The organism is Mesorhizobium sp. M0854, from assembly GCF_040319815.1.
In the GTDB taxonomy this organism is placed as follows: Bacteria; Pseudomonadota; Alphaproteobacteria; order Rhizobiales; family Rhizobiaceae; genus Mesorhizobium.
This window is the reverse complement of the sequence record NZ_JAMYOL010000004.1, coordinates 141060-164701: the sequence shown is the minus strand read 5'-3', so window position 1 is coordinate 164701 and position 23642 is coordinate 141060. Positions and strand designations below refer to the sequence as shown.

The following is a 23642-nucleotide window of genomic DNA, read 5'->3' as shown; positions in this document are numbered from 1 at the left end:
CACTCTGGCACGTCCAGAAGGCGAGACTAACGCATTGCCAGCCTAGAGCAACTTGGATTCGAACAGTCGCCAGTTCCCTGGCGGAACCGGCGACCGGACTGCATACCAAACGCGTTCGGATCAGATCGTGGCGGTTACTGGAGCTTCCTCGGGTCGCCCGCGGACGGCCGCGCGGCATTGCGATGAAGCAGCATGACCTGCTCGGCGTCCGATATGCGGTCGTAAATCGGCTCCAGCGCACCGTCTTCATCGAGTGCGAGAGCACCCGACAAATCGGGTGAAAGCACCGTTAGCTTCTGCCTGATGCCCGCCAGTTCCTCCATGCCGAGCGCCAGCCAGTTGTTGGCGCCGCAATAGCTGGCGAAGTCTTTGCTGGCGAGAACGCTGTGCGGATATTTCTTGGTCAGGGTCTGGAGGCGCTGGACCTCGTTTACAGCCGAGCCGAAGACAGAGAATGTGAGCCGGTCGGTAAGCCCGACATTGCCGAACATCACATTGCCGACATGCAGGCCGATACCATAGTTTATGTCGCTCAATCCCTGCTGCTTTCTGCGCAGATTGAGATCCATCATGCGCGCGGTGGCCTTGTGCGCTGCCGCAAGAGCAGCCTGGCAGGCGATCTCGGACTGTGAACGGTGCCTTGCGCAAGGGTAGACGGCAATGAAGCCATCACCTATGAAACTCATGATCTGCCCGCCCTTGCGATTGAAAGGTGCAGCAGCGGCGTCGAAAAACTGGTTCAGCGTATCGATATAGACTTCGCGGCCGGAGGTTTCGGCAAGTCTTGACGACCCGCGCATGTCGCCCATGACCAGTGCCGCCCGGATTGTATCACCCTCGCCGCGCTTGATCTGGCCTTCGAGCACGCGCCTGCCGGCGTCGCCGCCGAGATAAGTGGTCATCATGTTGTCGGCAAGCTTGGTGAGCACCGCCATCTTGGTTGCGATAGCGAGATGGTTCTGGATACGCAGCAGCGCCGAAATCATGCTGTCGCTGAAGCCTGCAGCACTGTCGGTGGACCAAGACCCGATCATGCCCTGACTGGTGTTGCCGCTGAAGGGATGGACAAAAGCCATGTAATCGGTGACGCCCATCAGCTTGAGGTCATCGAAAACAGGAAATTCCGACGGCACCGACGGGTCGAGCCGGCGCCGCAGATGGTCGAGCTTATGGCTAAGCAGATGGTAGTATGGGCTGGTCAGGAATCTGTCGGAATGAACGCCGTTCTCCTTGCGGAAGCCTTCCACTTCCAGGCCCTGGCCGCGGAGCCAGGTGAAGCCGAGCGCGTCATAAAGCGGATGAAGCATCGAAAAGCTCAAATGCACCCGCTTCAACGGCAGGCCGGCAGCAGCCAGCCGTTCACAAAAGCCCCTTACCAATGTTTCCAGGTCGTTGCCCGCCAACGCCGATTGGGTCAGCCAATCGGCAACCTTATCCATGAGAATGGCAGAAATTTCTGCTTGCGCTGTGCTCATGCTATCTCGAAATCTCCTTGATCCGCCACAAATTCGCCGGCTCGGACGCCGTCAGGCCTTCACCACCGTCTCTCGGGCTAGCCCGAGGCGGCCAAAAACATTGCGTGTGTCGACGATCAGTAGAGCGTGATCCGCGATCGCCTGATAGTCGATCGCGTCGTGGTCGGTTGCAACGACGACAGCGTCGAAATCCTTCAAGGCCGCCTCGGTCAATTCGACCGAGCGACGCCCCTTGATCGCCATATGCTCCCGTGTGGCCGGGATTTCGGTAACATGCGGATCGTGGAATTCCGTCTTGCCGCCCCATTCCTCGATGAGTTCAATGAGCCGCAATGAGGGGCTTTCGCGGATGTCGGGCACATTCTTCTTATAGGCGAGCCCGATGATGAGAATGCGCGAGCGGCTGAGCGCCTTGCCGCAGCGCCGGTCCAGCGCCTTCGCCAGTTCATCGACCACATGACGCGGCATGGCCGTGTTGATCTCTGCCGCCAGCTCGATGAAGCGGGTCGGCAGTTCGTATTCGCGAGCCTTCCACGTCAGGTAGAAGGGATCGATCGGAACGCAGTGCCCGCCAAGTCCAGGGCCGGGATAGAAAGGCATGTAGCCGAAGGGCTTGGTCTTTGCCGCCTCGATCACCTCCCAGATGTCGATTCCCATCGCACCGAGCACGATCTTCAACTCGTTGACGAGGGCTACGTTGACCGAGCGGAAGATGTTTTCCGTCAGCTTGACCGCCTCGGCGGTCGCCGTGGTGGAAACCGGAACGACGGTCTTGACCACGCCATGGTAGAAAGCCTGCACGAGCGTCGCCGCTTCAATGCCGTCACCTGCCACGACCTTGGGGATCGTCGCGACTTCAAAGCTGCGGTTGCCGGGATCCTCGCGTTCGGGCGAGAAGCCGAGGAAGAAATCTATTCTCGACTGCAAGCCGGTTTTTTCCAGGATGGGCTTGATCACGTCGTCGGTGGTGCCGGGATAGGTGGTCGATTCCAGCACGATCAGCTGGCCGAGACGCAGATGCTTCGCGATGGTGCCTGCGGTGTTCCTGACAAAGGAGAGATCCGGCTCGCGGTGTTTCGTCAGTGGTGTCGGAACGCAGATGATGATGACATCGCAGACGGCCAGTTCGGCAAAATCCGCAGTGGCGCGGAACCGTCCGCTTGCCACCTGGCCGGCAAGAGCTGTCGACGTCACCGCCTCGATGTAGGATTGTCCGTTGTTCAGGCTCTCGACCTTCTGGCCTTCGATGTCGAAGCCGGAAACCGGGAAGCCGGCGCGTGCGATCGCAACCGCCAACGGCAACCCGACATAGCCCAGTCCGATCACGCCGACTTGCGCGGCGCGCGTCGAAATCCGGGTCAGAAGACGGTCATATATCGATCGTGAGGCGTCCAACAATCTGCTTTCTGTTAATTCGGACAGGCCGTCCGCTTCCATGGTGAGGTTCACCGCTCACAAGAGCCCCGAGGCATATTGCGGAAAATCGATGTCCGCAAGCGTCAGACCGGCACCTTCGCCTTAAGGCTTGCGGCAGCCATCGCATAGCCGCCGGCGGCGCCATCGATGAAATGAACGTGATCGCGCTGCAGCGGCGATGCGACGAGGCATGTCATCAAGGCCGATTTCTGGCGGTGCAGGCCATAGTTGCAGATGCCCGCCTCTTCCGCCTGTTTCAGCCGGTCCTCGATCCGTTGCAACACATCCGCGTCAACGTCGATGGTCATCTTCAAGCCATCGTCGAACTTCCGGAAATCCGAATTGCTGGCCACTTCGCGTTTGTAGATCTTCGGATCGAATCTGCCGATCGTCCAGCCATATCTATCCGTAACAGCCGTAAGCGTCATCAGGAACACTATCCACAGCTTCGACAGCCACCGCCGTCCTGCCGGCGCCGTGGCCCGCGCCTCGATATCGAGGCCGGCGGGCAGCAAACTGTAGTCCGGCCCGTTCACCGGCACCGGGTGGCCATCGCGTTCCTGCCTGCCGGCAAGGGCGATGATGTCGGAAACCAGAAACTGAAAACCGCGCAAGTCGCGCGACGCCCCCGGTATGGCTATGATCGAGACGATTTCGCCATGCCGGGCTTCGATCGGGTTCCAGCGACACGAGAGGCCGGTCAGGTCCGGCCGCGCGCCGGCCGGCGCAGGATCGATGCGGTAGCGCCCCGCTTTCATCTCGGCTTCCGCCCAACTGCCGCCACCTCCGGCGAACATGGCATAGAAGACCGCATCGGAGGCCTGGAATCTCGCCACGCGAACGTCGAGGCCTTGCGTTCTTATATCCTTTATCGGCACGATTGCGGCACGCAAGGTCAGGTCCAGTTCGTCCGCCACCCATCTCTGGACAGCCGCCAGCGCGTTGCGGGTGATCTCCAGCGCCGAGCCGGGAAACGCCACGAGCGCACCGTCGCCGCCGAAGACAAAGGGAAGATCTTGCCTACCCAGCGCATTGAGCAGCGCCGAAATGACGCTGGCACCGGCCATATTGACGGTTTTATAGCGCCCCGCCTCGATCGCCTTGGTCGAGCCGACGATGTCTGCGGTGGCCAGCGCCCAGCCATCGGGGAGAGGCCGATAGTTATCGATATCGGCAACGCTTTCGAACTTTGCGAAGACCGGCAGAGAAGCAACAAACGGATCGGACGCGGCAGCTGTTTCCATGAGCATCAGATAGCACATTCCAGTGCTTGAGGGTGAAGTCGATCATGCTTCGAAATTGACTTGCGCAGGCTTTCCGATGATAGGGTCCGGCGATGCGAATTGCCTTCTATGCGCCGCTGAAGTCGCCCAATCATCCCGTTGCCTCCGGCGACCGCCAGATGGCACGGATGCTGGTCAAGGCACTGGAGCATGGAAGGCATAGCGTCGAATTGGCATCCGAATTGCGCTTCTATCTACGCGAACCGGATTCGAAAAGTTTCGATGCGCTCAAGATCGAGGCCCGGGAGGAAGCCGCGCGGCTGGCAAGGCTTTGGGATCGTGACGGCAAGCCCGATCTGTGGTTCACCTATCATCCCTATTACAAGGCACCCGACCTGATCGGGCCCGAACTGGCGTTGGCCTTTGGTGTCCCCTATGTGACAGCGGAAGCCTCCTATTCGAGGCGGCGCAACTCCGGTTTGTGGGCCGATACGCAAGCGTTGGTGGCGCGAGCCGTCGAACAGGCGGCGCTGAACATCTGCTTCACGCAAAGGGATCGTCAGGGACTGGCAGATGCGGTACCCGACGCCGCTTTCGGCATGCTTTCGCCTTTCATCGACACATCGCTATTCCAGGAAACCCCGGCACGGGGTTGTCCGACGCGCCTCGTTACCGTCGCCATGATGCGCCCGGGCGACAAAGTCGAAAGCTATGGCATGCTGGCGCAGGCGCTCGGTTCGATCGGTCACCTGCCCTGGACGATGTCGGTCGTCGGGGACGGACCTGCCCGCGAGGAGATCAAAGCGCAATTCGCCAGCTTGCCCGCCGACCGTATCGAATGGCTTGGCGCGATTGAGCCAGCCGCCGTGCCGGATGTCCTCTACAGTGGGGGAATTTACGTCTGGCCGGGTTTCGGCGAGGCCTATGGCGTTGCCTATCTTGAAGCACAGGCCGCCGGCCTTCCGGTTGTGGCTCAGGACATCGCCGGCGTGCCGGAGGTCGTGCGGGATGGCCAGGCCGGGTTTCTCACCCCGCCGGGCGATGTGGCGGCGTTCGCTTCTGCCATTGAAAGGCTTCTGGCCCGTAACGACGAAAGATCCATCATGGCCGCAGAAGCCAGACGTTTCATCCTCGAAGAACGTTCTCTCGGTGCTGCGGCGGCGCGTCTGGCCGAACTTCTTGCAAAGATCCCGGTCTCATGACATCCGATCAGATCTGGCAACCCTTGGTGGAGGAACTGGCGAGCCGGCAACGGGCGGACCGTAAGGCAGAGTTCTGGCTGCGCGACGATGACGCCGTGGATCCGACGCCTGCGCTTGATCGGTTGCTCGACCTCACTGGTGAATTCGCGGTTCCGGTGACTCTGGCCGTCATTCCCGCCCTGACTGACGAGAAGCTTGTCGTTCGGCTTGACGAGGCGCCGCATGCCACGGTCGCCATCCATGGCTGGGCGCACCGAAATCATGCGCCCGAGGGCCAGAAGAAGCAGGAGCTCGGCGCGCATCGGCCACGCGAGGCGGTGCTCGATGATCTGGCTCGCGGGCTGGCGCACGTAACCGGCCTGCACGGCGCACGTGCTGTTCCGATGCTGGTACCACCCTGGAACAGGATCGACGCCGGCTTGGTATCCGACCTTGGATCGATAGGATTTTCGGCATTGTCGGTCTATGGGCCGCCAACGCCGGCTTCACTTGCGGTCATCAACAGCAATGTCGACATCATGGATTGGCATGGCACGCGCGGCTGCCGCGATCATGGCCTATTGGTTCAGGCTATCATCGCGCAATTGCAGCATGCATTCGATGGGGGCGAACCCGTGGGCCTGCTCACCCACCATCTCGTACATGATGAATCGGCCTGGCTCTTCCTCGAACGGCTGTTCACAGTCACCGCACAGACTGAAGCCTGCGCATGGCTTCCGATCAGGACATTGATCGGGCGCAGCGCCGGTGGAACAATTCCAGGAAAGTGTGAACGGTTTCCGTCCGGAATTGCGTCAAGACAAAGAGATAGAGGAAAATAGCTCAGCGCTTTTTGCGCAATGAGACTGGAATGTTGAGCGTCTGGCCATCCCGCGCGGCAAAAGCGCCGGTAAACCTGTCCTTGGCCAGTTTCTGGATCTTGTCCAGTTCCTTGTCGGTGCGTGTCGGATCGTGGTGAAACAGCGCAAGCCTCCGCGCACCTGCCGCCTCACAGAGTTTGACGCCCTGTTGCCACGTCGAGTGCCCGTAACCGCGGCGGCGTTCCATTTCCTCCTCGGTGTAGGTGCAATCGTAGATGACAAGGTCGGCATCTTCGATCAGGCCGAGCACCGTCTGATCGAGTTTGTCCGGGTCGTGCTCAGTGTCTGTGATCACCGCCACGACGCCGCCACCCCATTCGACCCGGTAGCCTATGCAGCCGCCCGGATGCATAAGACTGCCGGTTCGGACCACCACCCCTTCGCGCGGGCGAAGCACGTCTCCGGATACGAAATCGCGATAGTCGAGGCTTGCCTTGCAGGCCTCCAATTTCACCGGAAACCACGGCGGCCGCATGAACTCATCGACCATCTGCCGGGTCGTCATGTGTCCTGCAAGATGCCCGGACCAAAGCGTAACCTTGGCGCCCCGGTCATAGATCGGCGCAAAAGACGGCAGCCCGATGATGTGATCGTAATGGCAATGGGTGAAAAGCAGGTCGAAATCGGTCACGCCCAACGCCTGAAGCGCCGCGCCGGCTGGCCTTAGGCCAGAGCCTGCGTCGAACAGAAGCGTATGCTTACCGCATCGCATCTCGACGCAGATTGAGTTGCCGCCATAGCGAGAGAATTCTGGGCCTGATACCGAAATGCTGCCGCGGACACCCCAAAACCTGACCAGGAAAACGTTGTCGTCCATGCTACCCCTTCGCCCATCATATCCAAACAACTGCTGCTAGGCGAGACAGACAGGCTTTCTCCGGGTGATCTTCTCAGCGAGAGGACAGTGCCGTCACGACGGCGAGGATCGAGCGCACGTCCGTCGTTATTTGGCGCTTCGTGCGTCGATCAGATCCGCGGTCGTATGGCTTAGGCGATCGGCAAGAACCCGCAATATCTCGATGGTCATTTCCGGGAACTCCCTCATAAGCCTCAGGAAATGATCCTTGCGGATTCTCAGGGCTTCCAGCGGACTTGCCGCTCTGACGGTGGCAGTGCGGGAGCTGTTGCACAATATGGCGATCTCGCCAACGATCGAATTTGGCTCCAGTTCGGCAACTTTTATCGGTCCGCTGTCGGAATCGACAAGAATATCCGCTCTGCCTGAAAGGATGACATAGGCGGCGTCTCCCTCGTCGCCCTGTCGGAAAAGGATCTGGCCGGCGCTGTAGCTCACACGATCGGATGTGAACGCAAGCAGCTTGAGCTTTGTCGGCTCGATGGCAGAGAACAAGGGAACGCGTTGCAGCATTCCAACTTCATCCTTGAGCAGCATTGTCGCAAACCTTCCAAAATTCGCGTTTGCCAGACTAGAGCAACGGACGCCCCGATGGAATCAATTCTCTTTCCGGGATGGCGAGACAAACCACGCGAAAGGTGGCGAGCCCGATGTCGTGCACCGGCAGAATGATCCCAGCTGAATATCCGTTGCTCTATGACAACAGTTCCTTGAAGATACCGTTCCCTGCCAAAAGTGTCTCGTGTGTTCCGTCTTCCGCCAATTGACCCGAGTCGAAGACGATAACGCGATCAAACATCATCGCCATTGCCGGACTCGTCACGACCCACACAATTGCCGGCGAATGGCCGTCGCGCCTGGCTTCCTCGAGCACATTTCGCAGCACCTTATCCTGCATGCGCTGGTCGAGCGCCGATAGCGGCCGGTTGAGAATGAGAAAATCGGGACGCTTGAGCAAGGCTCGGGCAACATCGAGCTTCTGTCGCTGTCCACCGGTCAGCCGCCTGCCGCCGGAGCCGACGTTGAAGTCCAGGCCGACATCCAGAAGTTCGCCATAAAGCCCCAGTTCGTCAAGAATGTCATAGACGATGGAGCGTATGCGGTCGGGCGCGTCGGGATGATTGTTGCCCACACGCCCGAACAGGACATTATCCATGACGGTGGCCGCGGCAATGTATTTGGCAGGATCATACCGTTCGACCGCATTGTGCAGCTCGGGCGGCAGGTCTTCATAGAACCGGTTGCGTGCAGCGACGATCTTGCTCATCAGCTCGTCGCTCAGCAGGCCGAAGCGGTGCCGGGGCTCGATGTAGGCAAAGCTCAAGGTAACGATCATGGCGCGATCGTTTTCCGAAACCGCCTCGTAGGGACGGTTCTTGAGCCGTTGCAGCAAGGTTTCGTAGGCGGGTATCTCCTCCGCGCTCATGAAGGCGAGCTGCTGGAAGAACTGGTGATCGGGCGGCAGGTCGGCAAACAGCTCGATCGCCTGTTTGGCGATCTCCAAGCCCATTTCGTAGAGCGTTCGGTCGAGGCCGGCTTGCCTCAGCACGGAAGCAAAATAGGGATTGGCCGCCAGCGCCCTGTCGGCCAGTTCAGGGCCGGCGGCAGCGCCGAAGAGCAGGTTTTGGCCGATCGTTGCTTCCTTGTTGTAGGCGCCCGGTTCGAAAGGAACCACCAGTCCGCTCAGCCCCTCTTGTTCCAGCCGGGTCCGCAGCGCCGCACGCAGTTCGACGATCCGCCTGGCAAGCTCCGTGTGACGCGTGAGGTCGGCCGAAGAGCGCAAGCCGAGATCCAGAATGTCACGCGACAGAACAACCGCGTCGAGCACCCGGCGCACGGCTTCAAAGAGGTCGTGCGGGCCGGTAGCGCCAGCGGAAGCATAGTTGATCCAGTCGCTGTGGATATCAAGATCCGGATTGCCCGACCGGCGCGCCTCGTGAATGTTCCAGCGTTGCTGATCTGCCGCAGCACCGTCATAAGGCACCGATGTCAGCGGCGCATGCTTCAACCCGTAGAGCAGGTTGTCGCGGAGGCTTGCCTGGAACAGGAAAACATCCGACGAGGCATACGACATGCGCCGGCCGGTTACTGCTTCGGGGAGTTCAAGCAGGTCGTCGGTGCCCGAAGCGACCCTTCCGCTGTCCGGCCAGGTCAGCCGCGCGAAGGCTTCTGCAAGCGCCTCCGCTCCACCTGTTGCGGTACTGACCAGTGCCACCGTCTCACCCGGCTTGACCTGGAGGGAGATACGGTTGAGGAGCATTGCACCGCCATCGTCTGCTACGGACAGATTGATCGCCGACAGCGGCTTGGTCATCGGATCGGGATCGTCGATCGTCAATGCCCCGATTTTCGGCGCGATGAGACCCTCGACGGTGAACTGTTCAACGACCTGTTGATATTTGACCTGGACATCCTGCCGATCCTGATCCCAGTCGATCAGTTCCTTCATCGGTCCGGGCAGGTCCTTGTAGGCGCCGATCACAGCCACGAGCTGGCCGACGTCCAGCCGCCCCTCGAGGACCAGATACCCGCCGATCATGTAGAACAGAAAGGGCGTGAGCTGCGCGAGAAAATTGTTGAGGAACTTCACCATGAATTTCCATTGGTAAAGATCGAAGCGGATCTTGAAGATGAGCCCGAGCCGGGCAGCTATGTCGGCGCGCTCGTAGTTTGATGTATCGTGGACGTGAACCGCGCCGATGCCGTCGACGATTTCGCCAACCCGGCCCGAAAGCGCGCGCGCCGTCAACTGCCGTTGGCGCCCGAGCACGATCAGCCGCCGCCGCATTCGCGGGATGAGCACGATCTGGATCGCCACGATCACGACCGCTATCATTCCGAGCCAGACGTTCTGGATCATGATGAACAGCATGGCCGTCAGCGCTTGGCCGCCGAGCAGTACCGGCTGCAGGAAGGCGTCGCCGATGAAGCCGCCCAGCGGCTCCACCTCGTCCTTCACCATGGTCGCCACTTCGGCGGATTTCACCCGCTTGAAATAAACCGGCGGAAAACGCAGCACACGGTCGACCAGATCGAAGCGGATACGCCGCAGCATGCGTTCGCCGAGGCGGCCCTTGTAGGTGTTGATGTAGAATTTGAACAGGCCGTTGATGACGACTAGCAAGAGGAACACAAGGCTCAGGGCAAACAGGGTCTCCTTGCGGTCGAGCTGAAAACCGGAGAAGAACTGGACCTCTCCAACGAACGGCAGGTTATAGTGTAGCCTCATGAATGGCTGGGTCGCGCCCGGTTGCTCGAAGCCGCGACCTTGGATCGGTCCGTTGACGATCAGCTTCGGCAGGTCGAAGGACATGAAATACGGGATCATCGAAAGCACGACGATCATCAATATCCAGAGTTGCTGCTTCTTGGTGTGCGTCCAGATATAGCGGGCTAGGCTGGCTTCCATATGCGACTGTGGACCCTTCAGTTGGAAGGATGCAGGATGTAAAAGCACCTGCTGGCGAATGGCGTATCGGCAATTTCTTCATCGCCAACGACAAGCTCGAAGCTGCTGTGCACGGACATTGTCCTGCGCTCAACGATGCAAGAAACCTGCGAGGCGGCGCGATCCAGTTCCGACGCATGGTCGATGGCATCGACATGGGCATTGTTGATCGGCGAAGACAGCGGCTGGCCAAACGGTCCGCGGCTTTCGTAGGGCTTTGGCGAACAGCCGAGCGGCACGAGGCCGCAGCTGCGCGGCTGGTGCTGGCGGATGGACGCCGATGATCCGGACAGATGCAACAGGCTCTCTCCGGCACCGGGCAATAGCCAAGCGGCTTGCAGCATGATCACGTCCGCGGAATCAAACAGTCTTGCGGGAGGCAAGATTGCGTTGTGTCGCCCAAAATCCCAACATACAAGACGAATTATGATGGATGTCACGCAACCACGCAATGCCATGGACTGGCACGAGCAAGCCTTAGACCTCACGCGGGGAATTGCTGCTTATGTCAACTGCCCTCTCGTGGCAGGGCTGGCGCGGGTCGTCGCCAAGCATCCGAAGGCCGATATCGCCAACGCCTTCAACCACAAGCAGGTCGCCTGCAAGATGTGGGCGCTCGACAGGCTGTTCGAAAGCGGCGGCGGCCGCTTCGGACGCATATGGGTTCTGGGTGGATGGTACGGCGTATTGCCGGCAATGCTTTTCAACGACGCCCGCTTCGACATCGCGGCGGTCGATAGTATCGACATCGATCCCGAAGTCGCGCCGGTCGCCCGGACCCTCAACCGGGAAGCCGGCGACCGGTTCCGGGCGCTGACGGCAGATATGTACGCACTCGACTATGCGGCCGGGCGGCCCGATCTGATGATCAATACGAGCTGCGAACACATAGCCGATCTGCGCGCCTGGCTTGCTCTGCTTCCGCCGGGCACGAATGTACTGCTGCAATCGAACGATTATTTCAGCGAGCCGACGCACATCAACTGCGTGGCTTCGCTTGCAGCCTTCGAGGAAATGGCGGCGCTACGGGAGGTGCGGTTCTCCGGCGAACTGCCGACAAAAAATTATACGCGCTTCATGCTGATTGGAACTGTTTAATGTATTTCGCCCAAAAGCGCGTAGCGGTTTGGGACAACGACACGCATAAAAACAGGACATGAAGCGCGTCGCACGAATTCCGTCCGGAATTGCGTCAAAACAAAGAGACAGAGCGGTTCTGCGTGAAACGATGAACCGCTCTAGGATCTATCGTCTGTTCAATCATGAACTTTTCCGAAACCGGGCCCCACATTTAGGGACCATGTTCGATGCCGCTCACGCAGGATTTGCGCGGAGCGACGCGCGCCTTCCAGATCGAGACGATGCGCGGATGGCGTCGGTTCCACAAGCGCTTGTTCGATCGCTTGCGCCAAACCTTCAGGCGTCAGGTCCTCTTCCATCAGCACCGTTGCAAGACCGAGTTCTTCGAGCATCAGGGCGCGAACCGTCTGTTCGGTTTCCCCGCCGGCTGCAAATGGGACGAGCAGGGAGCGACAACCCGCGCGCAGGACATCGCAGACCGTGTTGTAACCCGCCTGCGAGACTGACAGGCGGGCGCCGGTCAGCAGGCTGGCGAAATCCTCGCGGAACCGGAAGATGGACAGGCCCGGCGTGGCATCGCGTGCGATCGCGTCAAACTCGTCTTTCGGCAGGTTTGGGCCGGTGATCAAGCACCATTTCCAAGCGTTGTTGGCATTCCGCGCCGCTGCGATGGTGGATCTGACAAGGCTCTTTCCGGCAGCCCCGCCGCCAACCGACACCAGAACGTCGAAGCGCTCGGAGGCCGCGGGCGATGGCGGCGCGGCAACGAGCCCCGTGTAGGCGACCTCGGCCCTGATCGCTCCAGCCAGTGGAAATGTCTTGTCGATGGTTGCGAAAGCCGGATCGCCGTGGACCATAACAAGATCGAAATGCCTGTTGATGAGATCGACCGTTTCCTGGTTTCGGCCCAGCTTGACGCGCTCCTGGAGGATATCACGGACGGACGTCGCCAGCAGCGGTCTGGGCGACGTCGCGTCGATCGCCTCGATCAGCGGCAAGAGTTCGAAACGCATCTGCCGGCGTCCAAATGGAAACGCCTCGACAATGACGATATCAGGCCTGCAATCCCGGAATGCCTGCAGCAGCATCTCTGAACGCCATTTCTTGAAATCATCGTCGATCGGGTTGCCTTGCAGGTCGACAAGTCCCGAAAATCCTTCATCACCGGAGGTGACAGGTGGCAGGGTTACAGATTGTACACCCAGTCCCGGAAACCCGGCGATCGGCGCTCCGCCGGTCACGACGGTAACGTCAAACCCGTCATCGACCAGAGCCGCCGCAATGCGGCTGGCGCGCGCGAGATGGCCGATGCCGAGCAGGTGCTGGACATAGAAGAAAGCGCGCAGCCGCTTCATTCGGCGGCCCGCCACTCCCGCTCGAACAGTTCCTTGAGCTGTCCAATGCTTGCCATGTGATCGAAATTGGCGCGCACGCGCCGCTCTGCGGCGTCGCCGAGGCGGTCGCGGAGCACGGGATCTCGGATCAGGCGCTCCAGCGCCCGTGCCAGGGCAAGCGGGTTTTCCGTCGGAACCAGCAACCCGGTTTCATCCGGCGATAAAAGCTCCGGCACGCCGGAAATATCGGTCGACACGCAGGCAAGCCGCTGGCTAGCCGCCTCCACCAGAACATTCGGCAGACCGTCGCGGTCGCCATTTGCGGTGATCCTGCAGGCCAGGGCGAAGATGTCGGCGCGGCGGTAGTGCTCAAGCACCTCCTCCTGCGCAAGCGCGCCTTTCCAAGAGACGCGACCATCCAGGCCGAGCTTTTGCGCCAGCGCCTTGAACCGTTCCAGTTCTTCGCCGCCGCCGATATGCTCGAAACGCCACGCCAAATCGCCGGGCAGCAGGGCAAGGGCCTCCAGCAACGTATCGTAACCTTTCTTTTCAACGGCGCGCCCGACACTCAGAACGACAACCGGTTCGTCCGGAGCCGAGCCGTCATGCTGCTTTCGCGCCTCGCCGAAACTGCCGAAGCGATCAAGGTCGAGCCCATGATAGCTCAGATGCACGGACGAGTTGCCGTTCGCGAGTTTTTTCAGACGGTCGAAGCCGGTTTTCGTGCAGGTGACCGTCCAGCGCGCCGAGGAAAGCTTGCCGGCCAGATCCCAGTCCGCCGAAGTCCAGATGTCCTTGGCATGGGCAGAGCAGGTCCAGGGCTGGCCACGAAGCTGGCTGGCATAGCGCGTCACCGATGCAGGCGTGTGCGCGAAATGTGCATGCAGCCAGCCTGCGTTTTCCGGCCATTCGGCCGCCAGCACGAGCGCTTGCCCGAAGCGCCGTGCGCGATTGCGCGTAAAGTCGCGGGGCATATCGGCAGCCAGCGATCCGAGCGCGCGCCAGAAGCCCGGACGCAGCAGATAGGCAAACAGCGAGCGAAGCACGCGCAGCGGCTCTTCATGCAGATATTCCGGCAGATAATGGATGGGCGCTTTGATCTCGTCATGCACGGGGTGGCGTTTTTCGTCGGTCGGCCGCCTGAGCGCGACGAGTATCAGGTCGAACCCCGCACGCTCAAGACCGAGCAGTTCCTGCGCGATGAAGGTTTCGGACAGCCGCGGATAACCCTTCAGAACCACGACGATCTTGCGGTGTTGCAACTCAGGTCATTCCTTCAATGACCGAAAGGTGATGGCCGGCCCGCCGGTCGAGCAGTTCCGCGACGATTTCGGAAATATGAGGCAGCCCTTCCAGCGTCAGATGCGGATTGCTCTGCGATGGGCGGGGCCGGTCCGGCAGCACCTTCAGTGCATCGGCAAACCGCCGGGAATCCTCGGCTTCTTCCGGCAAAAGCATCTCGATGAGGCCGAGTTCGGCTGCGCGCCGTGCGCGGATCAGTTGTTCCCGGCGGGGCTCGACGCGCGGCACGATCAGCGCCGGCTTGTCGAAAGACAGTATCTCGCAATAGGTGTTGTAGCCGCCCATCGCCACTACCGCCTTGGCGCCGGCAATCAGGTCTTCCATGCGGTTGTCGAACTCGATGATCTTGATGTAAGGGATCTTGGACCCCTTCTTGAGCAGCTTGTTGCGCTTGCGCGCCGGCATGTAGGGCCCAAGCACGATCAGGGCTCTATGCTGCAATTGCGGATCCTGCTGATAGGCATCGATGACGTCGTGGATCAGATCGGCGCCGTCACCGCCGCCACCGGTAGTAACGAGGATATAGTCGCCCTCGGGCCGGTGGCCGGGCAACTCGTTCCGCTGCAGGCTCCGTTGCAGGAACCCGACGAACCTCATCTTTGCCCTGACAGCCGGGGGCACATCCAAGCCCGTCAACGGATCGTAGAAATCCGGCGGACCATAGGCCCAGACCTTGTCATAGAAGACGCCTATCTTGCGCATCACGTCTCTGCGTGCCCACTCTGCTTCGAGCAGATGCGGCGCATCCATCACCTCGCGCAGGCCAAGCACCAGCGTGGTGCCCCGCGTCTTGAGGTAGGACAGCGTGTCCTCAATCTCACCGCGCAGGCCGAGCGGTTCCTTGTCGACGATGAAGATATCGGGCCGGAAGGTCTCAGCTGTATGGCGGATGATCGACTGGCGCATCCTTAGCGTCTCATGCAGATCGATGTCCTTTTCCAGCGACGTGTATTCGCCGTTGCGCAGCTTGATGACGCTGGGGATCTTCACGAAGTCGACACGGGCGCGGTAATCGAAGGCGCCAGCGATAGTCGCACCCGAAATGATGAGCACCTGAAGTCCGCGGAAATCCTCGACCAGCGAATGCGCGATAGTCCGGCAGCGCTGCAAATGGCCGAGCCCGAACGTGTCGTGGCTGTACATGAGAATTCGAGCGTTTTCTGCGTGCTGGGTCATTGTTGAACGTCTCTTAGAATTCTCGCCTTGAGGACCGTGAGCGACCCGCAGGATTCGAAATCATCCTCGCGGGTCTACCGACCTGTTCTGAAACATGAGGGCGCAATTTTCAATTCGTATTACAAAGAGGGTCCATATGCTGAAACCAGGAAGCTACGTCTGCTCAGCGGCCTGCTTGCCACGTGGTCCAGAAGAACCTGCATCATTTCACTGGTATTGACCATCTCGGATTCTCGGCGGCCTTGACCGCTGCGAAAAACGTGGAAACTCCAGAATGGAATAAGGTATGGGCTGGGTACTTCACTTCGAGCGTCTAAGCCAAGCTCCTAAACCATGATGTGCCTTGGCGGTGGGAAGCCGGAGCGTTGACGGAGTAGGGGACACGTTCGAACCGCCTAGATCTTGACTTCTCAGACCAGAATCTAAGGGTCAGGAGTTCGACTCTTTTCGGGCGAGCCAATTGAACTCACTAGCTTTTTGGACGCCATGGGCACATGAACTCGCCGATTGCAGGCGTGTCAAAGCTGACCTGTTTGCCGCCAACGACAGCGCCGGCCTTCGGGCCAGTATCCGAGTCTTCGATCCCTTTTCCGGTTGTACCGCGCAGGTAATATTCGGCTTCCGCATATATTCGAGATTGAGGGCGAACCGGAAAAAAATGTCTTCGTCTTTGACCTCATCCTGCGCATAGGCCCGGGAAACCGGGGCAAGGCCGGTGGCCGAAGCGAGCGTTGCTCCCAGGCCAAACTGCAACGCGCGGCGGCGCGAAACACGAAATGCAGGCGTGACGCGGATCATGGCTTCCTCCCAAAAGCCCGCCGGCATCAAACATTTTGGCACCTCAAAAGCGCACCTGCGCTCCCAACTTCAGGAGATGTGGAATGTTTCTCAATCGCCTTGAATGATCTCACCGATGGTCGAGCAACTAGGTTTCCTCGACCCTAGCCTGATGTCAGCCGACGCACACTGCGCTGTAGCGGCGCCGGATCTGCCGGCAGCAAAAATCCCGCCGCTGCGGTCGTCCGAAGTACGCTGTCGATAAAATCCAGGACTTTTGCGTATCGATTTCGGACCAAGGTCCGTCTTGTAGAATACTGTATTTGAACAAAGCTAGGTAACAGCCGACTTTCGGATTCGAAAGTCCTGACGTTTTTCATCTGAAACCCATCCTGGCGGGAGGGCGACTCGAAGGAGGAACTATGAAAACGCGCACCTGTCTATTCGCGACTGTAGCCGCTCTCACCCTTGTCGCATCTCCGGTACTCGCTGCTCCCGGGGGCAATGGCAATGGCAACGGCAATGGCGGCAGCAACGGTAACGGCGGAAACTCGGCCGGGGCCGGCTCGCAGGGACACGGAGCCGCCACTTCCGCCGCGGCCAAGGACAAGTCGACGACCGGCGTTGCTCATGCAATGGCGGTCGTTGCCACGACACCGGCCTCACCGCAGGCTACGCTGGCCTTGCAGGCAGCGCTGGACAGGAAGGCCGCGAAAGACGCGGCAGACACTGCCGACGACACCTCTGACGAAACCGAGTAAGCATTCCAAACAGACCACTTGTCGCGTTGAAAGCCGTGGTTCGCCGCGGCTTTTTCGTTTCCCGACGACGAACTCTCAAGGTGAACAGCGCTTCCAGAAAAAAGCTGCTCCACGGCGGCACTGAAGCTACGCTAAGGCCAAACGACGCCGCATCGGCGTCGGATTCGAGTGCATTCGAGGAGATCCCATGGCCGGCTTTGTCGACCGCGAGCGCGCAACTGACCTGATGCAGCGCGCCGGCATCGAGGCGCTGGTGCTTTGCGAGCCCGAGGCGTTCCAATATGCCACCGGTGCCTGGATCGGCCCGGCCGGCCTGTTCCGGCGGGCCGGTGCCGGTTTCGTCGTTATTCCCAAGCGAGGCGACCTGCCGCTCGGCGTCGTGGTGGCGGATTTCCAGGCTGCCCGGCTCCGGGCGGCGATGGCCGGCGCCGTGCTGCGCACGCATGCGATCTGGATCGAATCGGCGTCGCTCGAGCCGGCGACGGCCGACCGGCCTGTTGCGCAGCGCATCGAGGCCGGCCTGGTTGGCCGCGCCCCCGGTTTTTCACGTCCGGCGACCTTCGAGCTTGCCCGCTCCGTCCGCGAGCTGAAAACGATCCTCGCAGAATTCGGGCTGGAGCGTGCGACGCTCGGCATCGAGCTGGATTTCGTCTCGGCCAGCGATTTTTCCGCGATGCAGGCAATGTTGCCGGGCACTGCCCTGGTCAACGGCTCGCCGGTTCTCGACAGGCTGCGGGCAATCAAATCGCAGAGCGAGATCGACCTTCTGCAGCGAGGCATCGCCCTGTCGGAAGCCGGCCTGTCGCGGCTGCAGCAGCATGCGACGACCGGCATGCGTCAGTCTGAGCTGGTCGCGCTTTACCGGCAAGGCGTCGCGGATGCAGCCGCCGGGTCGTCGCAGCAAATCTCGACGGCGGAATACGTCACGCTGGGCGCTCGCCCAAAAGGCGCCGACGCCGTCGCCGCCGCCGGCGATCCGCTGAAGGCCGACATGGTGTGCAGCGTGAACGGCTATGCCTCGGATATGTCGCGGAATTTCACCTTCGGGCCGCCGTCGCCCGAACAGGCCGAATTGCATGCGATAGCCGAACGCGCCTTCGCCGACGGGCTTGCCGCGCTTATGCCCGGAAAGCCGTTAGCCGCCGTGCATCGCGCCGCCAGCGAAAGCCTGGCGCGCCAGGGCCTGCGTTCCTATCGCCGCGGCCATTTCGGCCACGGCGTCGGCAATTCCGTTTTTTCCGAGCAATGGCCGTTCATCTCGGCCGACAGCAATGTCGTGATCGAGGCCGGCATGGTGCTGGCATTCGAAATCCCGCTCTACATCGACGGTCTCGCCAGCTTCAATCTCGAGGACCAGTTCCTGATCACCGCCAACGGGCCGTCGCCGATGAACCGCCTGCCGAGGCGCCTGGATATTATCGCTTGAATCCAGCCGTTATCTGGCGCTGGCCACGCCCCTGCGGAAATCCGACGGCGACATGCCGGAAAGCTTGCGGAACGACTTGTTGAAGGCACTGAGCGAGCCAAAGCCCGATTCCATGGCGACGCGCAGCACATTGGCATCCTGATGCATCAGCAGCGCCTGCGCGTAGCTGAGGCGCAGCAAGTTCACATATTCATTGAGCGTCATGCCGGTCGATTTCTTGAATATGCTCATGGCGTATTTGGGATGGATATCGGCCGCCGCGGCGATGTCGACGCAATCGATCTCGTAGAGGAAATTCTCGGCGATGAAGTCGCACATGCGCCCGACATTGCGCAGCGATTGCTGATCGAAGGGACTGCCTATCTCCTGTTCGACCGGGGTTTCGGGCACCAGCCGGTAAGGCTCGAAGCGCACCCGCTCCAGCCGCAGCAAAAGCTCGTTGACGGCATGCTCGGCCTTGACCGGGTCGCCGGAGCGGGCATAGCGATTCCAGCGCTCGAAATTGTGGTCGTCCGACCGGTCGGTGGCGTCGGTCACCAGCGTCGCGCCGGTCATCAGCCTGTTGCGGACATCGACGGGCAAATGCAGCCGGAAGAAATGCACCAGCGGCAAATGCGCGCCGGCATAGATGGCATCGTCGGACGCTTCGTCCATCTGGTGCGGCAGGCCGCCCCAGAACAGGCACATGTCACCCGCAGAAAGCGAAAGCCCGTGCCCGTCCATGCGGTAATGCACGGCGCCGCGCACGATGAAATTCACCTCGACCTGGGCGTGCCAATGCGGCTTTAGCATCACCAGGGGCTGGGTGTGGAACATCTGCAGCAGCAGCGGCAGGCCCTCCACGCTGCTGGCGCCAGGCTGGTAAAACGGCCTTTCCGGCATCTTACTTTCCGCTCATTTCTTATTCCCTTTGTCGCGGACAAGGCTTTCCCGAGGCCTAGTCTAGCCACGCTCGCAAACAGAGAGCAACTGAAATGGGAGGATTTCAATGCGCATAAAATTGACCTGCGCCGCGCTCGCGCTTGCCTTGGGCTCCAGCCCGGCCTTTGCGCAGTCCGGTGAAATCACGATCTGGAGCTGGAATATCGCCGCTTCGTCGCTGAAGGCCACCATAGCGGGCTTCAACAAGCAGTATCCCGACATCAAGGTGACGGTCGAGGACCTTGGCAACCAGCCGACCTACGACAAATCAATCGCCGGCTGTGCCGCCGGCGGCGAGGGGCTGCCTGACATCGTTACGATCGAGAACGGCGAAGCCGAAAACTACTGGAGCCAGTTCCCGGATTGCTTCGTCGACCTGCATACGCTCGGCTACACCGCGGAAGACCAGGCAAAATTCCCCGACTTCAAGCGTACCGAGCTCGAGGTTGACGACAAGGCCTATGCGATGCCCTGGGATTCCGGTCCAGTGGCGATGTTCTACCGCCGCGACTTCTACGAGAAGGCTGGCGTCGATCCGTCCTCGATCAAGACCTGGGACGACTTCATCGCCGCCGCCAAGAAAATCCAGGCCGCCAATCCCGGCGTCACGATGACCAACGCCGATTTCAACGGCGATTCCGAATTCTTCCGCATGATCTCCAACGAGCAGGGTTGCGCCTACTTCTCCGCCGACGGGCAATCGATCACGGTCAACCAGCCCAAATGCGTCGATGCCATGACCAAGATCAAGGAGATGAAGGATGCCGGCATCATTTCCTCTGCCGACTGGAGCACCAAGATCACCAACAACACCGCCGGCAAGGTCGCCACGCAGATGTATGGCGGCTGGTATGAAGGCACCGTGCGCACCGAATCGCCCGATGGGGCAGGCAAATGGGGCGTCTATCTGATGCCGAGCCTGACCGCCGACGGTCCGCGCGCCGCCAATCTCGGCGGCTCCTCGCTCGCCATCACCTCGGTGTCGAAGAACAAGGAAGCCGCCTACGCCTATCTGAAATACACGCTTGCGACGAATGAGGGCCAGATCACCATGCTGAAAGGCTTCGGCCTGGTGCCGTCGCTGATCTCGGCGCTCAACGACCCTTATGTCTCCGAAGGCCTGCCCTATTGGGGTGGCCAAGCCGTGTGGAAGGACATCCTCGGCACCTTGCCCAAGGTCGTCCCCAGCCGCGGCACGCCGTTCCAGAGCGACGCCGAAATCATCATCCGCGCGGTGCAGACCAAATATCTGGCCGGCGGCTATCCCGACGCCAAGGCAGCGCTCGACGATGCCGCAAGCCAGATCGCCGCGGCGACCGGCCTGCCGGTCAAGTCGTGATCTAGACGAGGCGGCTCCGAGCGCGCGGCTCCCCTTCTCCCCTTGTGGGAGAAGGTATCGCCGAAGGCGACGGATGAGGGGTGCTCCAGCTTGGCGCCGGCGGCACTCCGGCCATCACCCCTCAACCGTCTCTGCGCTACGCGCCGATCCACCTTCTCCCACAAGGGGAGAAGGCAAGAACTTGAAAGCAGAAAGGAGGAAAACGATGCGCTACCAGAACGCCACGGCGTATCGCTTTCTCGCGCCGTATCTGCTGATTTTTTCGATCTTCTGGCTGTGGCCAATCATCGATTCCTTCCTGATCTCGTTCCAGGCGACGCGCACCGTGCCGTGGCGCTTCGCGCCGACCTTCAACTGGGGCCGGCTGATCGGCGATCCGGCCTTCTTCAATGCCTTGAAGAACACATTGCTGATCCTTGTCATCCAGGTGCCGGTGATGATTTCGCTGGCGATTGTGATGGCGGTGCTTTTGAATTCGCCACTGCTCAAGGCCCGTGGCCTGTTCCGCTTTGCCTTCTTCGCGCCGGTCGTGGTCGGCGAGGTCGCCTATTCGGCGGTTTTCCGGCTGATGTTCAATCTCGACTACGGCATCATCAACAAATTGCTGAACAGCATCGGCCTGCCCAGTGTCGACTGGTTTACCAATGTCACCCCGGCGATGGCGGTGATCATGATGGCGGTGACGTGGCGCTGGGCCGGCTACAACGCCATCATCCTGCTCGCCGGCCTGCAGTCGATTCCCGAGGATGTCTACGAGGCGGCGACCCTGGACCGGGTCAGCAAGGTCAAACAGTTCTTCTACATCACGCTGCCGCTGCTCAAGCCGATCATCGTGTTCTGCGCCGTGCTGTCGATCATTGGCACCATGCAGCTGTTCACCGAGCCCTTCCTGATCACCGAGCGCGGCGGGCCGGGCGGCGGCACCGAAACGCTCGGGCTGCTGCTTTACCGCCAGGGCTTCCGGTCGCTCAATTTCGGCTACGCTTCGGCCGTCGCCTACACCATGGCCGGGCTGGCGATTGCCATTTCGCTGGTGCAGATATGGCTGACGAGGGAACCGAAATGACCTCGCACTCAAGAGTCAGCCGCTCCCAGGCCAGATTGGGACGCAGCATCGCGCTGCATCTGTTCCTGACGCCGCTGGCACTGGTCTGGCTGTTTCCGCTGTGGATGATGGTGGTTTTTTCGACGATGCCCGACAACGGCATCTTCAGCCCCGATATCGAGCTTTTGCCGCATGGCAATTTCCTCGACAATGTCAGCAATCTGCAGCGCGGCACCAATTTCATCGGCGCCATCGGCATCTCCGTCTCGGTGGCGGTGACCTATACCTTCCTGTCGGTGATGCTGACCTCGATGGCCGGCTGGGCGCTGGCGCGTTACAACTTCTTCGGCAAGGGCATGGTCGTCGCCATCATCTTCGGCACCATCACGCTGCCCTATGCGGTCGTGCTGATCCCGCAATTCATCATGGTGGCGCGCGACTTCAAGCTCGCCAACACCTGGGTGGCGCTGATCGTGCCGCCGCTGTTCAATTCGCTGGGCGTGCTCTTCATGCGGCAGAGTTTTTCGATGATGCCGCACGAGCTGTTCGACGCCGCCAAGGTCGAGGGCGTCAAGGAATGGCGGATATTCCTGTTCGTCGCACTGCCTCTGGCGCGGCCGATGCTGGCGGCGCTCGCCATCATCCTCTTCCTTGCCTCCTGGAACAACTACCTCTGGCCGCTGCTGATCAATTCCAAGCCGGGCGCGATGACCGCGCCCGTGGCGCTCGGCACGCTGATCGGTCTCACCAAGGTGTCCTGGGGCGGCATCATGGCGGGCGCGGTGATGCTGACGGCGCCAATGCTCGTCGTGTTCGTGCTTCTGCAGCGCCATTTCGTTGCCGGCATCGCCGCCGGCGCCATCAAGTAAGGATCAGCATGGCGGCAGTCACACTCAAAAACGTCATCAAGCGCTTCGGCGTCTTCGAGATCGTCCACGGTGCCAATATCGACATCGATGACGGCGAATTCGTCGTCTTCGTCGGCCCTTCCGGCTGCGGCAAGTCCACGCTGCTTCGGATGATCGCCGGACTCGAGGACATCAGCGACGGCGAGATCGCCATTGGCGGCAAGGTGGTGAACGACGTCGAGGCGGCCGATCGCGGCATCGCCATGGTGTTCCAGTCCTACGCGCTCTATCCGCACATGACGGTCGAGCAGAATCTGAGCTTCGGCCTGAGAATGACCGGCAACCCCAAGGCAGATACCGAGCGGCGGGTGAAGCGGGCTTCCGAAATCCTGCGTATCGCCGAGCTGATGAAGCGGCGGCCGCGGCAATTGTCGGGCGGCCAGCGCCAGCGCGTCGCCATCGGCCGCGCCATCGTGCGTGAGCCGCAAGTGTTCCTGTTCGACGAACCGCTCAGCAATCTCGATGCCGAGCTCCGGGTGCAGATGCGCGTCGAGATATCGCGCCTTCATAAGGAGCTCGGCGTTACCATGGTCTATGTGACGCACGACCAGACCGAGGCAATGACGCTGGCCGACAGGATCGTCGTGCTCAACGCCGGCAATATCGAGCAGATCGGCGCGCCGCTCGATCTCTACGACGACCCCGCCAACCGCTTCGTTGCCGGCTTCGTCGGCTCGCCGAAAATGAACTTCCTGGCGGCAAAAATGGTCGGGGCCGACAACGGTGCGGCGGTCGTCGAACTGGTCAATCATCGCGGCGCGCGACTGCGCAAGCCGCTTTCGGATGCCTTGCCTGCAACAGGCGGCGATGTTGTGCTTGGCGTGCGGCCGGAGCATTTCTTCGACGCCGGCCAGGGCGATTGCGACCTTACCCTCAAGGCCGACGTCGCCGAGCACTTGGGATCGGTGAGCTATGTCTATGCCAATTCCGGTACCGGGGGCGGACGCGAGGAACTGATCATCGAGCGCGAGGCCTCGCGGCATCGCGCGAACGGCGACGACCTGGTGGTGTCGATCAAAGCCGACCGCTCGCTTCTCTTCGACGCCACCGGCGCACGCATTCGCTAACCCATCTTTCTTTTGTCCGATCGCGA

20 protein-coding genes and 1 pseudogene are annotated in these 23642 nt (G+C 60.8%); 9 read left to right on the top strand and 12 right to left on the bottom strand.

Annotated features, from left to right (window positions below):
• Nucleotides 1-134: 134 nt before the first annotated feature.
• The 3 genes from NKH99_RS09265 to NKH99_RS09255 form a co-directional block, all read right to left on the bottom strand.
• Nucleotides 135-1475 (bottom strand): adenylate/guanylate cyclase domain-containing protein, encoded by a 1341-nt coding sequence (locus NKH99_RS09265; RefSeq protein WP_352684409.1) that lies wholly within the window; start codon nucleotides 1473-1475, stop codon nucleotides 135-137.
• A 51-nt stretch (nucleotides 1476-1526) separates the two neighbouring features.
• Nucleotides 1527-2870, bottom strand: a complete 1344-nt coding sequence (locus NKH99_RS09260; RefSeq protein WP_352684407.1) for a nucleotide sugar dehydrogenase — start codon at nucleotides 2868-2870, stop codon at nucleotides 1527-1529.
• Nucleotides 2871-2974: 104 nt separating this feature from the next.
• The gene (locus NKH99_RS09255) at nucleotides 2975-4153 is read right to left on the bottom strand and encodes a DUF3095 domain-containing protein (protein ID WP_353013722.1); all 1179 of its coding nucleotides are present in this window, start codon (nucleotides 4151-4153) and stop codon (nucleotides 2975-2977) included.
• A 74-nt stretch (nucleotides 4154-4227) separates the two neighbouring features.
• Here NKH99_RS09255 and NKH99_RS09250 point away from each other — a divergent pair, with 74 nt between their 5' ends.
• Nucleotides 4228-5316: a glycosyltransferase family 4 protein gene (locus tag NKH99_RS09250; RefSeq protein WP_353013720.1), complete on the top strand. Its 1089-nt coding sequence runs from the start codon at nucleotides 4228-4230 to the stop codon at nucleotides 5314-5316.
• Nucleotides 5313-6137, top strand: a complete 825-nt coding sequence (locus NKH99_RS09245; RefSeq protein WP_353013718.1) for a polysaccharide deacetylase family protein — start codon at nucleotides 5313-5315, stop codon at nucleotides 6135-6137. The genes NKH99_RS09250 and NKH99_RS09245 overlap by 4 nt, the downstream gene beginning before the upstream one ends.
• Before the next feature lies 1 nt (nucleotide 6138).
• Here NKH99_RS09245 and NKH99_RS09240 read toward each other — a convergent pair whose 3' ends face one another.
• The 4 genes from NKH99_RS09240 to NKH99_RS09225 form a co-directional block, all read right to left on the bottom strand.
• Nucleotides 6139-6993 carry an MBL fold metallo-hydrolase gene (locus NKH99_RS09240; RefSeq protein ID WP_352470894.1) on the bottom strand — a complete coding sequence of 285 codons (855 nt, stop codon included), beginning with the start codon at nucleotides 6991-6993 and terminating at the stop codon, nucleotides 6139-6141.
• Nucleotides 6994-7119: 126 nt separating this feature from the next.
• Nucleotides 7120-7569: a cyclic nucleotide-binding domain-containing protein gene (locus tag NKH99_RS09235; RefSeq protein WP_023675957.1), complete on the bottom strand. Its 450-nt coding sequence runs from the start codon at nucleotides 7567-7569 to the stop codon at nucleotides 7120-7122.
• Between the two features lie 157 nt (nucleotides 7570-7726).
• Complete coding sequence (locus NKH99_RS09230; protein WP_352500819.1) at nucleotides 7727-10441, bottom strand: ABC transporter transmembrane domain-containing protein; 2715 nt, start codon at nucleotides 10439-10441, stop codon at nucleotides 7727-7729.
• A 17-nt stretch (nucleotides 10442-10458) separates the two neighbouring features.
• The gene (locus NKH99_RS09225; protein ID WP_352470896.1) at nucleotides 10459-10824 is read right to left on the bottom strand and encodes a hypothetical protein; all 366 of its coding nucleotides are present in this window, start codon (nucleotides 10822-10824) and stop codon (nucleotides 10459-10461) included.
• 85 nt (nucleotides 10825-10909) lie between these two features.
• Between NKH99_RS09225 and NKH99_RS09220 the strand changes: the two genes are divergently transcribed.
• Nucleotides 10910-11578, top strand: a complete 669-nt coding sequence (locus NKH99_RS09220) for a class I SAM-dependent methyltransferase (RefSeq protein ID WP_352470917.1) — start codon at nucleotides 10910-10912, stop codon at nucleotides 11576-11578.
• Nucleotides 11579-11736: 158 nt separating this feature from the next.
• On the opposite strand, the gene NKH99_RS09215 is transcribed toward NKH99_RS09220, so the two are convergent.
• The 4 genes and pseudogenes from NKH99_RS09215 to NKH99_RS09200 form a co-directional block, all read right to left on the bottom strand.
• Nucleotides 11737-12915, bottom strand: a complete 1179-nt coding sequence (locus tag NKH99_RS09215; protein WP_353013716.1) for a glycosyltransferase family protein — start codon at nucleotides 12913-12915, stop codon at nucleotides 11737-11739.
• Nucleotides 12912-14156, bottom strand: a complete 1245-nt coding sequence (locus NKH99_RS09210; protein WP_353013714.1) for a glycosyltransferase — start codon at nucleotides 14154-14156, stop codon at nucleotides 12912-12914. The genes NKH99_RS09215 and NKH99_RS09210 overlap by 4 nt, the downstream gene beginning before the upstream one ends.
• Nucleotide 14157: 1 nt before the next feature.
• Nucleotides 14158-15372 (bottom strand): glycosyltransferase family protein, encoded by a 1215-nt coding sequence (locus NKH99_RS09205; RefSeq protein ID WP_352450264.1) that lies wholly within the window; start codon nucleotides 15370-15372, stop codon nucleotides 14158-14160.
• Nucleotides 15373-15865: 493 nt separating this feature from the next.
• A pseudogene (locus NKH99_RS09200) lies at nucleotides 15866-16170 on the bottom strand (ferritin-like domain-containing protein); the annotation flags it as partial.
• A gap of 401 nt (nucleotides 16171-16571) precedes the next feature.
• On the opposite strand from NKH99_RS09200, the gene NKH99_RS09195 reads away from it, so the two are divergent.
• Together NKH99_RS09195 and NKH99_RS09190 are read left to right on the top strand one after the other, a co-directional pair.
• The gene (locus NKH99_RS09195) at nucleotides 16572-16910 is read left to right on the top strand and encodes a hypothetical protein (protein WP_023675950.1); all 339 of its coding nucleotides are present in this window, start codon (nucleotides 16572-16574) and stop codon (nucleotides 16908-16910) included.
• A 187-nt stretch (nucleotides 16911-17097) separates the two neighbouring features.
• Nucleotides 17098-18336: a M24 family metallopeptidase gene (locus NKH99_RS09190; protein ID WP_353013712.1), complete on the top strand. Its 1239-nt coding sequence runs from the start codon at nucleotides 17098-17100 to the stop codon at nucleotides 18334-18336.
• A gap of 9 nt (nucleotides 18337-18345) precedes the next feature.
• On the opposite strand, the gene NKH99_RS09185 is transcribed toward NKH99_RS09190, so the two are convergent.
• Nucleotides 18346-19218, bottom strand: coding sequence for a helix-turn-helix domain-containing protein (locus tag NKH99_RS09185; RefSeq protein ID WP_352491733.1), 873 nt, complete (start codon nucleotides 19216-19218; stop codon nucleotides 18346-18348).
• A 106-nt stretch (nucleotides 19219-19324) separates the two neighbouring features.
• On the opposite strand from NKH99_RS09185, the gene NKH99_RS09180 reads away from it, so the two are divergent.
• The 4 genes from NKH99_RS09180 (at nucleotide 19325) to NKH99_RS09165 (ending at nucleotide 23616) form a co-directional block, all read left to right on the top strand.
• A complete protein-coding gene (locus NKH99_RS09180) occupies nucleotides 19325-20596 on the top strand; it encodes an extracellular solute-binding protein (RefSeq protein ID WP_023675947.1) in 1272 nt (423 codons plus the stop codon).
• A gap of 205 nt (nucleotides 20597-20801) precedes the next feature.
• The gene (locus NKH99_RS09175) at nucleotides 20802-21662 is read left to right on the top strand and encodes a carbohydrate ABC transporter permease (RefSeq protein ID WP_254817930.1); all 861 of its coding nucleotides are present in this window, start codon (nucleotides 20802-20804) and stop codon (nucleotides 21660-21662) included.
• On the top strand, nucleotides 21659-22510 hold the full coding sequence (locus NKH99_RS09170) for a carbohydrate ABC transporter permease (protein WP_023675945.1): 852 nt from the start codon (nucleotides 21659-21661) through the stop codon (nucleotides 22508-22510). Before NKH99_RS09175 ends, NKH99_RS09170 begins: the two co-directional genes overlap by 4 nt.
• Nucleotides 22511-22518: 8 nt before the next feature.
• A complete protein-coding gene (locus NKH99_RS09165; protein ID WP_023675944.1) occupies nucleotides 22519-23616 on the top strand; it encodes an ABC transporter ATP-binding protein in 1098 nt (365 codons plus the stop codon).
• Nucleotides 23617-23642 lie beyond the last annotated feature (26 nt).

Bases quoted from the DNA above. Each gene is read 5' to 3' on its own strand.
- NKH99_RS09235 (WP_023675957.1), bottom strand. From the start codon at position 7,569: ATGCTGCTCAAGGATGAAGTTGGAATGCTGCAACGCGTTCCCTTGTTC.
- NKH99_RS09250 (WP_353013720.1), top strand. From the start codon at position 4,228: ATGCGAATTGCCTTCTATGCGCCGCTGAAGTCGCCCAATCATCCCGTT.
- NKH99_RS09220 (WP_352470917.1), top strand. From the start codon at position 10,910: ATGGATGTCACGCAACCACGCAATGCCATGGACTGGCACGAGCAAGCC.
- NKH99_RS09225 (WP_352470896.1), bottom strand. From the start codon at position 10,824: ATGCTGCAAGCCGCTTGGCTATTGCCCGGTGCCGGAGAGAGCCTGTTG.
- NKH99_RS09245 (WP_353013718.1), top strand. From the start codon at position 5,313: ATGACATCCGATCAGATCTGGCAACCCTTGGTGGAGGAACTGGCGAGC.
- NKH99_RS09195 (WP_023675950.1), top strand. From the start codon at position 16,572: ATGAAAACGCGCACCTGTCTATTCGCGACTGTAGCCGCTCTCACCCTT.
- NKH99_RS09240 (WP_352470894.1), bottom strand. From the start codon at position 6,993: ATGGACGACAACGTTTTCCTGGTCAGGTTTTGGGGTGTCCGCGGCAGC.
- NKH99_RS09170 (WP_023675945.1), top strand. From the start codon at position 21,659: ATGACCTCGCACTCAAGAGTCAGCCGCTCCCAGGCCAGATTGGGACGC.
- NKH99_RS09230 (WP_352500819.1), bottom strand. From the start codon at position 10,441: ATGGAAGCCAGCCTAGCCCGCTATATCTGGACGCACACCAAGAAGCAG.
- NKH99_RS09180 (WP_023675947.1), top strand. From the start codon at position 19,325: ATGCGCATAAAATTGACCTGCGCCGCGCTCGCGCTTGCCTTGGGCTCC.
- NKH99_RS09255 (WP_353013722.1), bottom strand. From the start codon at position 4,153: ATGTGCTATCTGATGCTCATGGAAACAGCTGCCGCGTCCGATCCGTTT.
- NKH99_RS09175 (WP_254817930.1), top strand. From the start codon at position 20,802: ATGCGCTACCAGAACGCCACGGCGTATCGCTTTCTCGCGCCGTATCTG.
- NKH99_RS09165 (WP_023675944.1), top strand. From the start codon at position 22,519: ATGGCGGCAGTCACACTCAAAAACGTCATCAAGCGCTTCGGCGTCTTC.
- NKH99_RS09265 (WP_352684409.1), bottom strand. From the start codon at position 1,475: ATGAGCACAGCGCAAGCAGAAATTTCTGCCATTCTCATGGATAAGGTT.
- NKH99_RS09185 (WP_352491733.1), bottom strand. From the start codon at position 19,218: ATGCCGGAAAGGCCGTTTTACCAGCCTGGCGCCAGCAGCGTGGAGGGC.
- NKH99_RS09215 (WP_353013716.1), bottom strand. From the start codon at position 12,915: ATGAAGCGGCTGCGCGCTTTCTTCTATGTCCAGCACCTGCTCGGCATC.
- NKH99_RS09205 (WP_352450264.1), bottom strand. From the start codon at position 15,372: ATGACCCAGCACGCAGAAAACGCTCGAATTCTCATGTACAGCCACGAC.
- NKH99_RS09190 (WP_353013712.1), top strand. From the start codon at position 17,098: ATGGCCGGCTTTGTCGACCGCGAGCGCGCAACTGACCTGATGCAGCGC.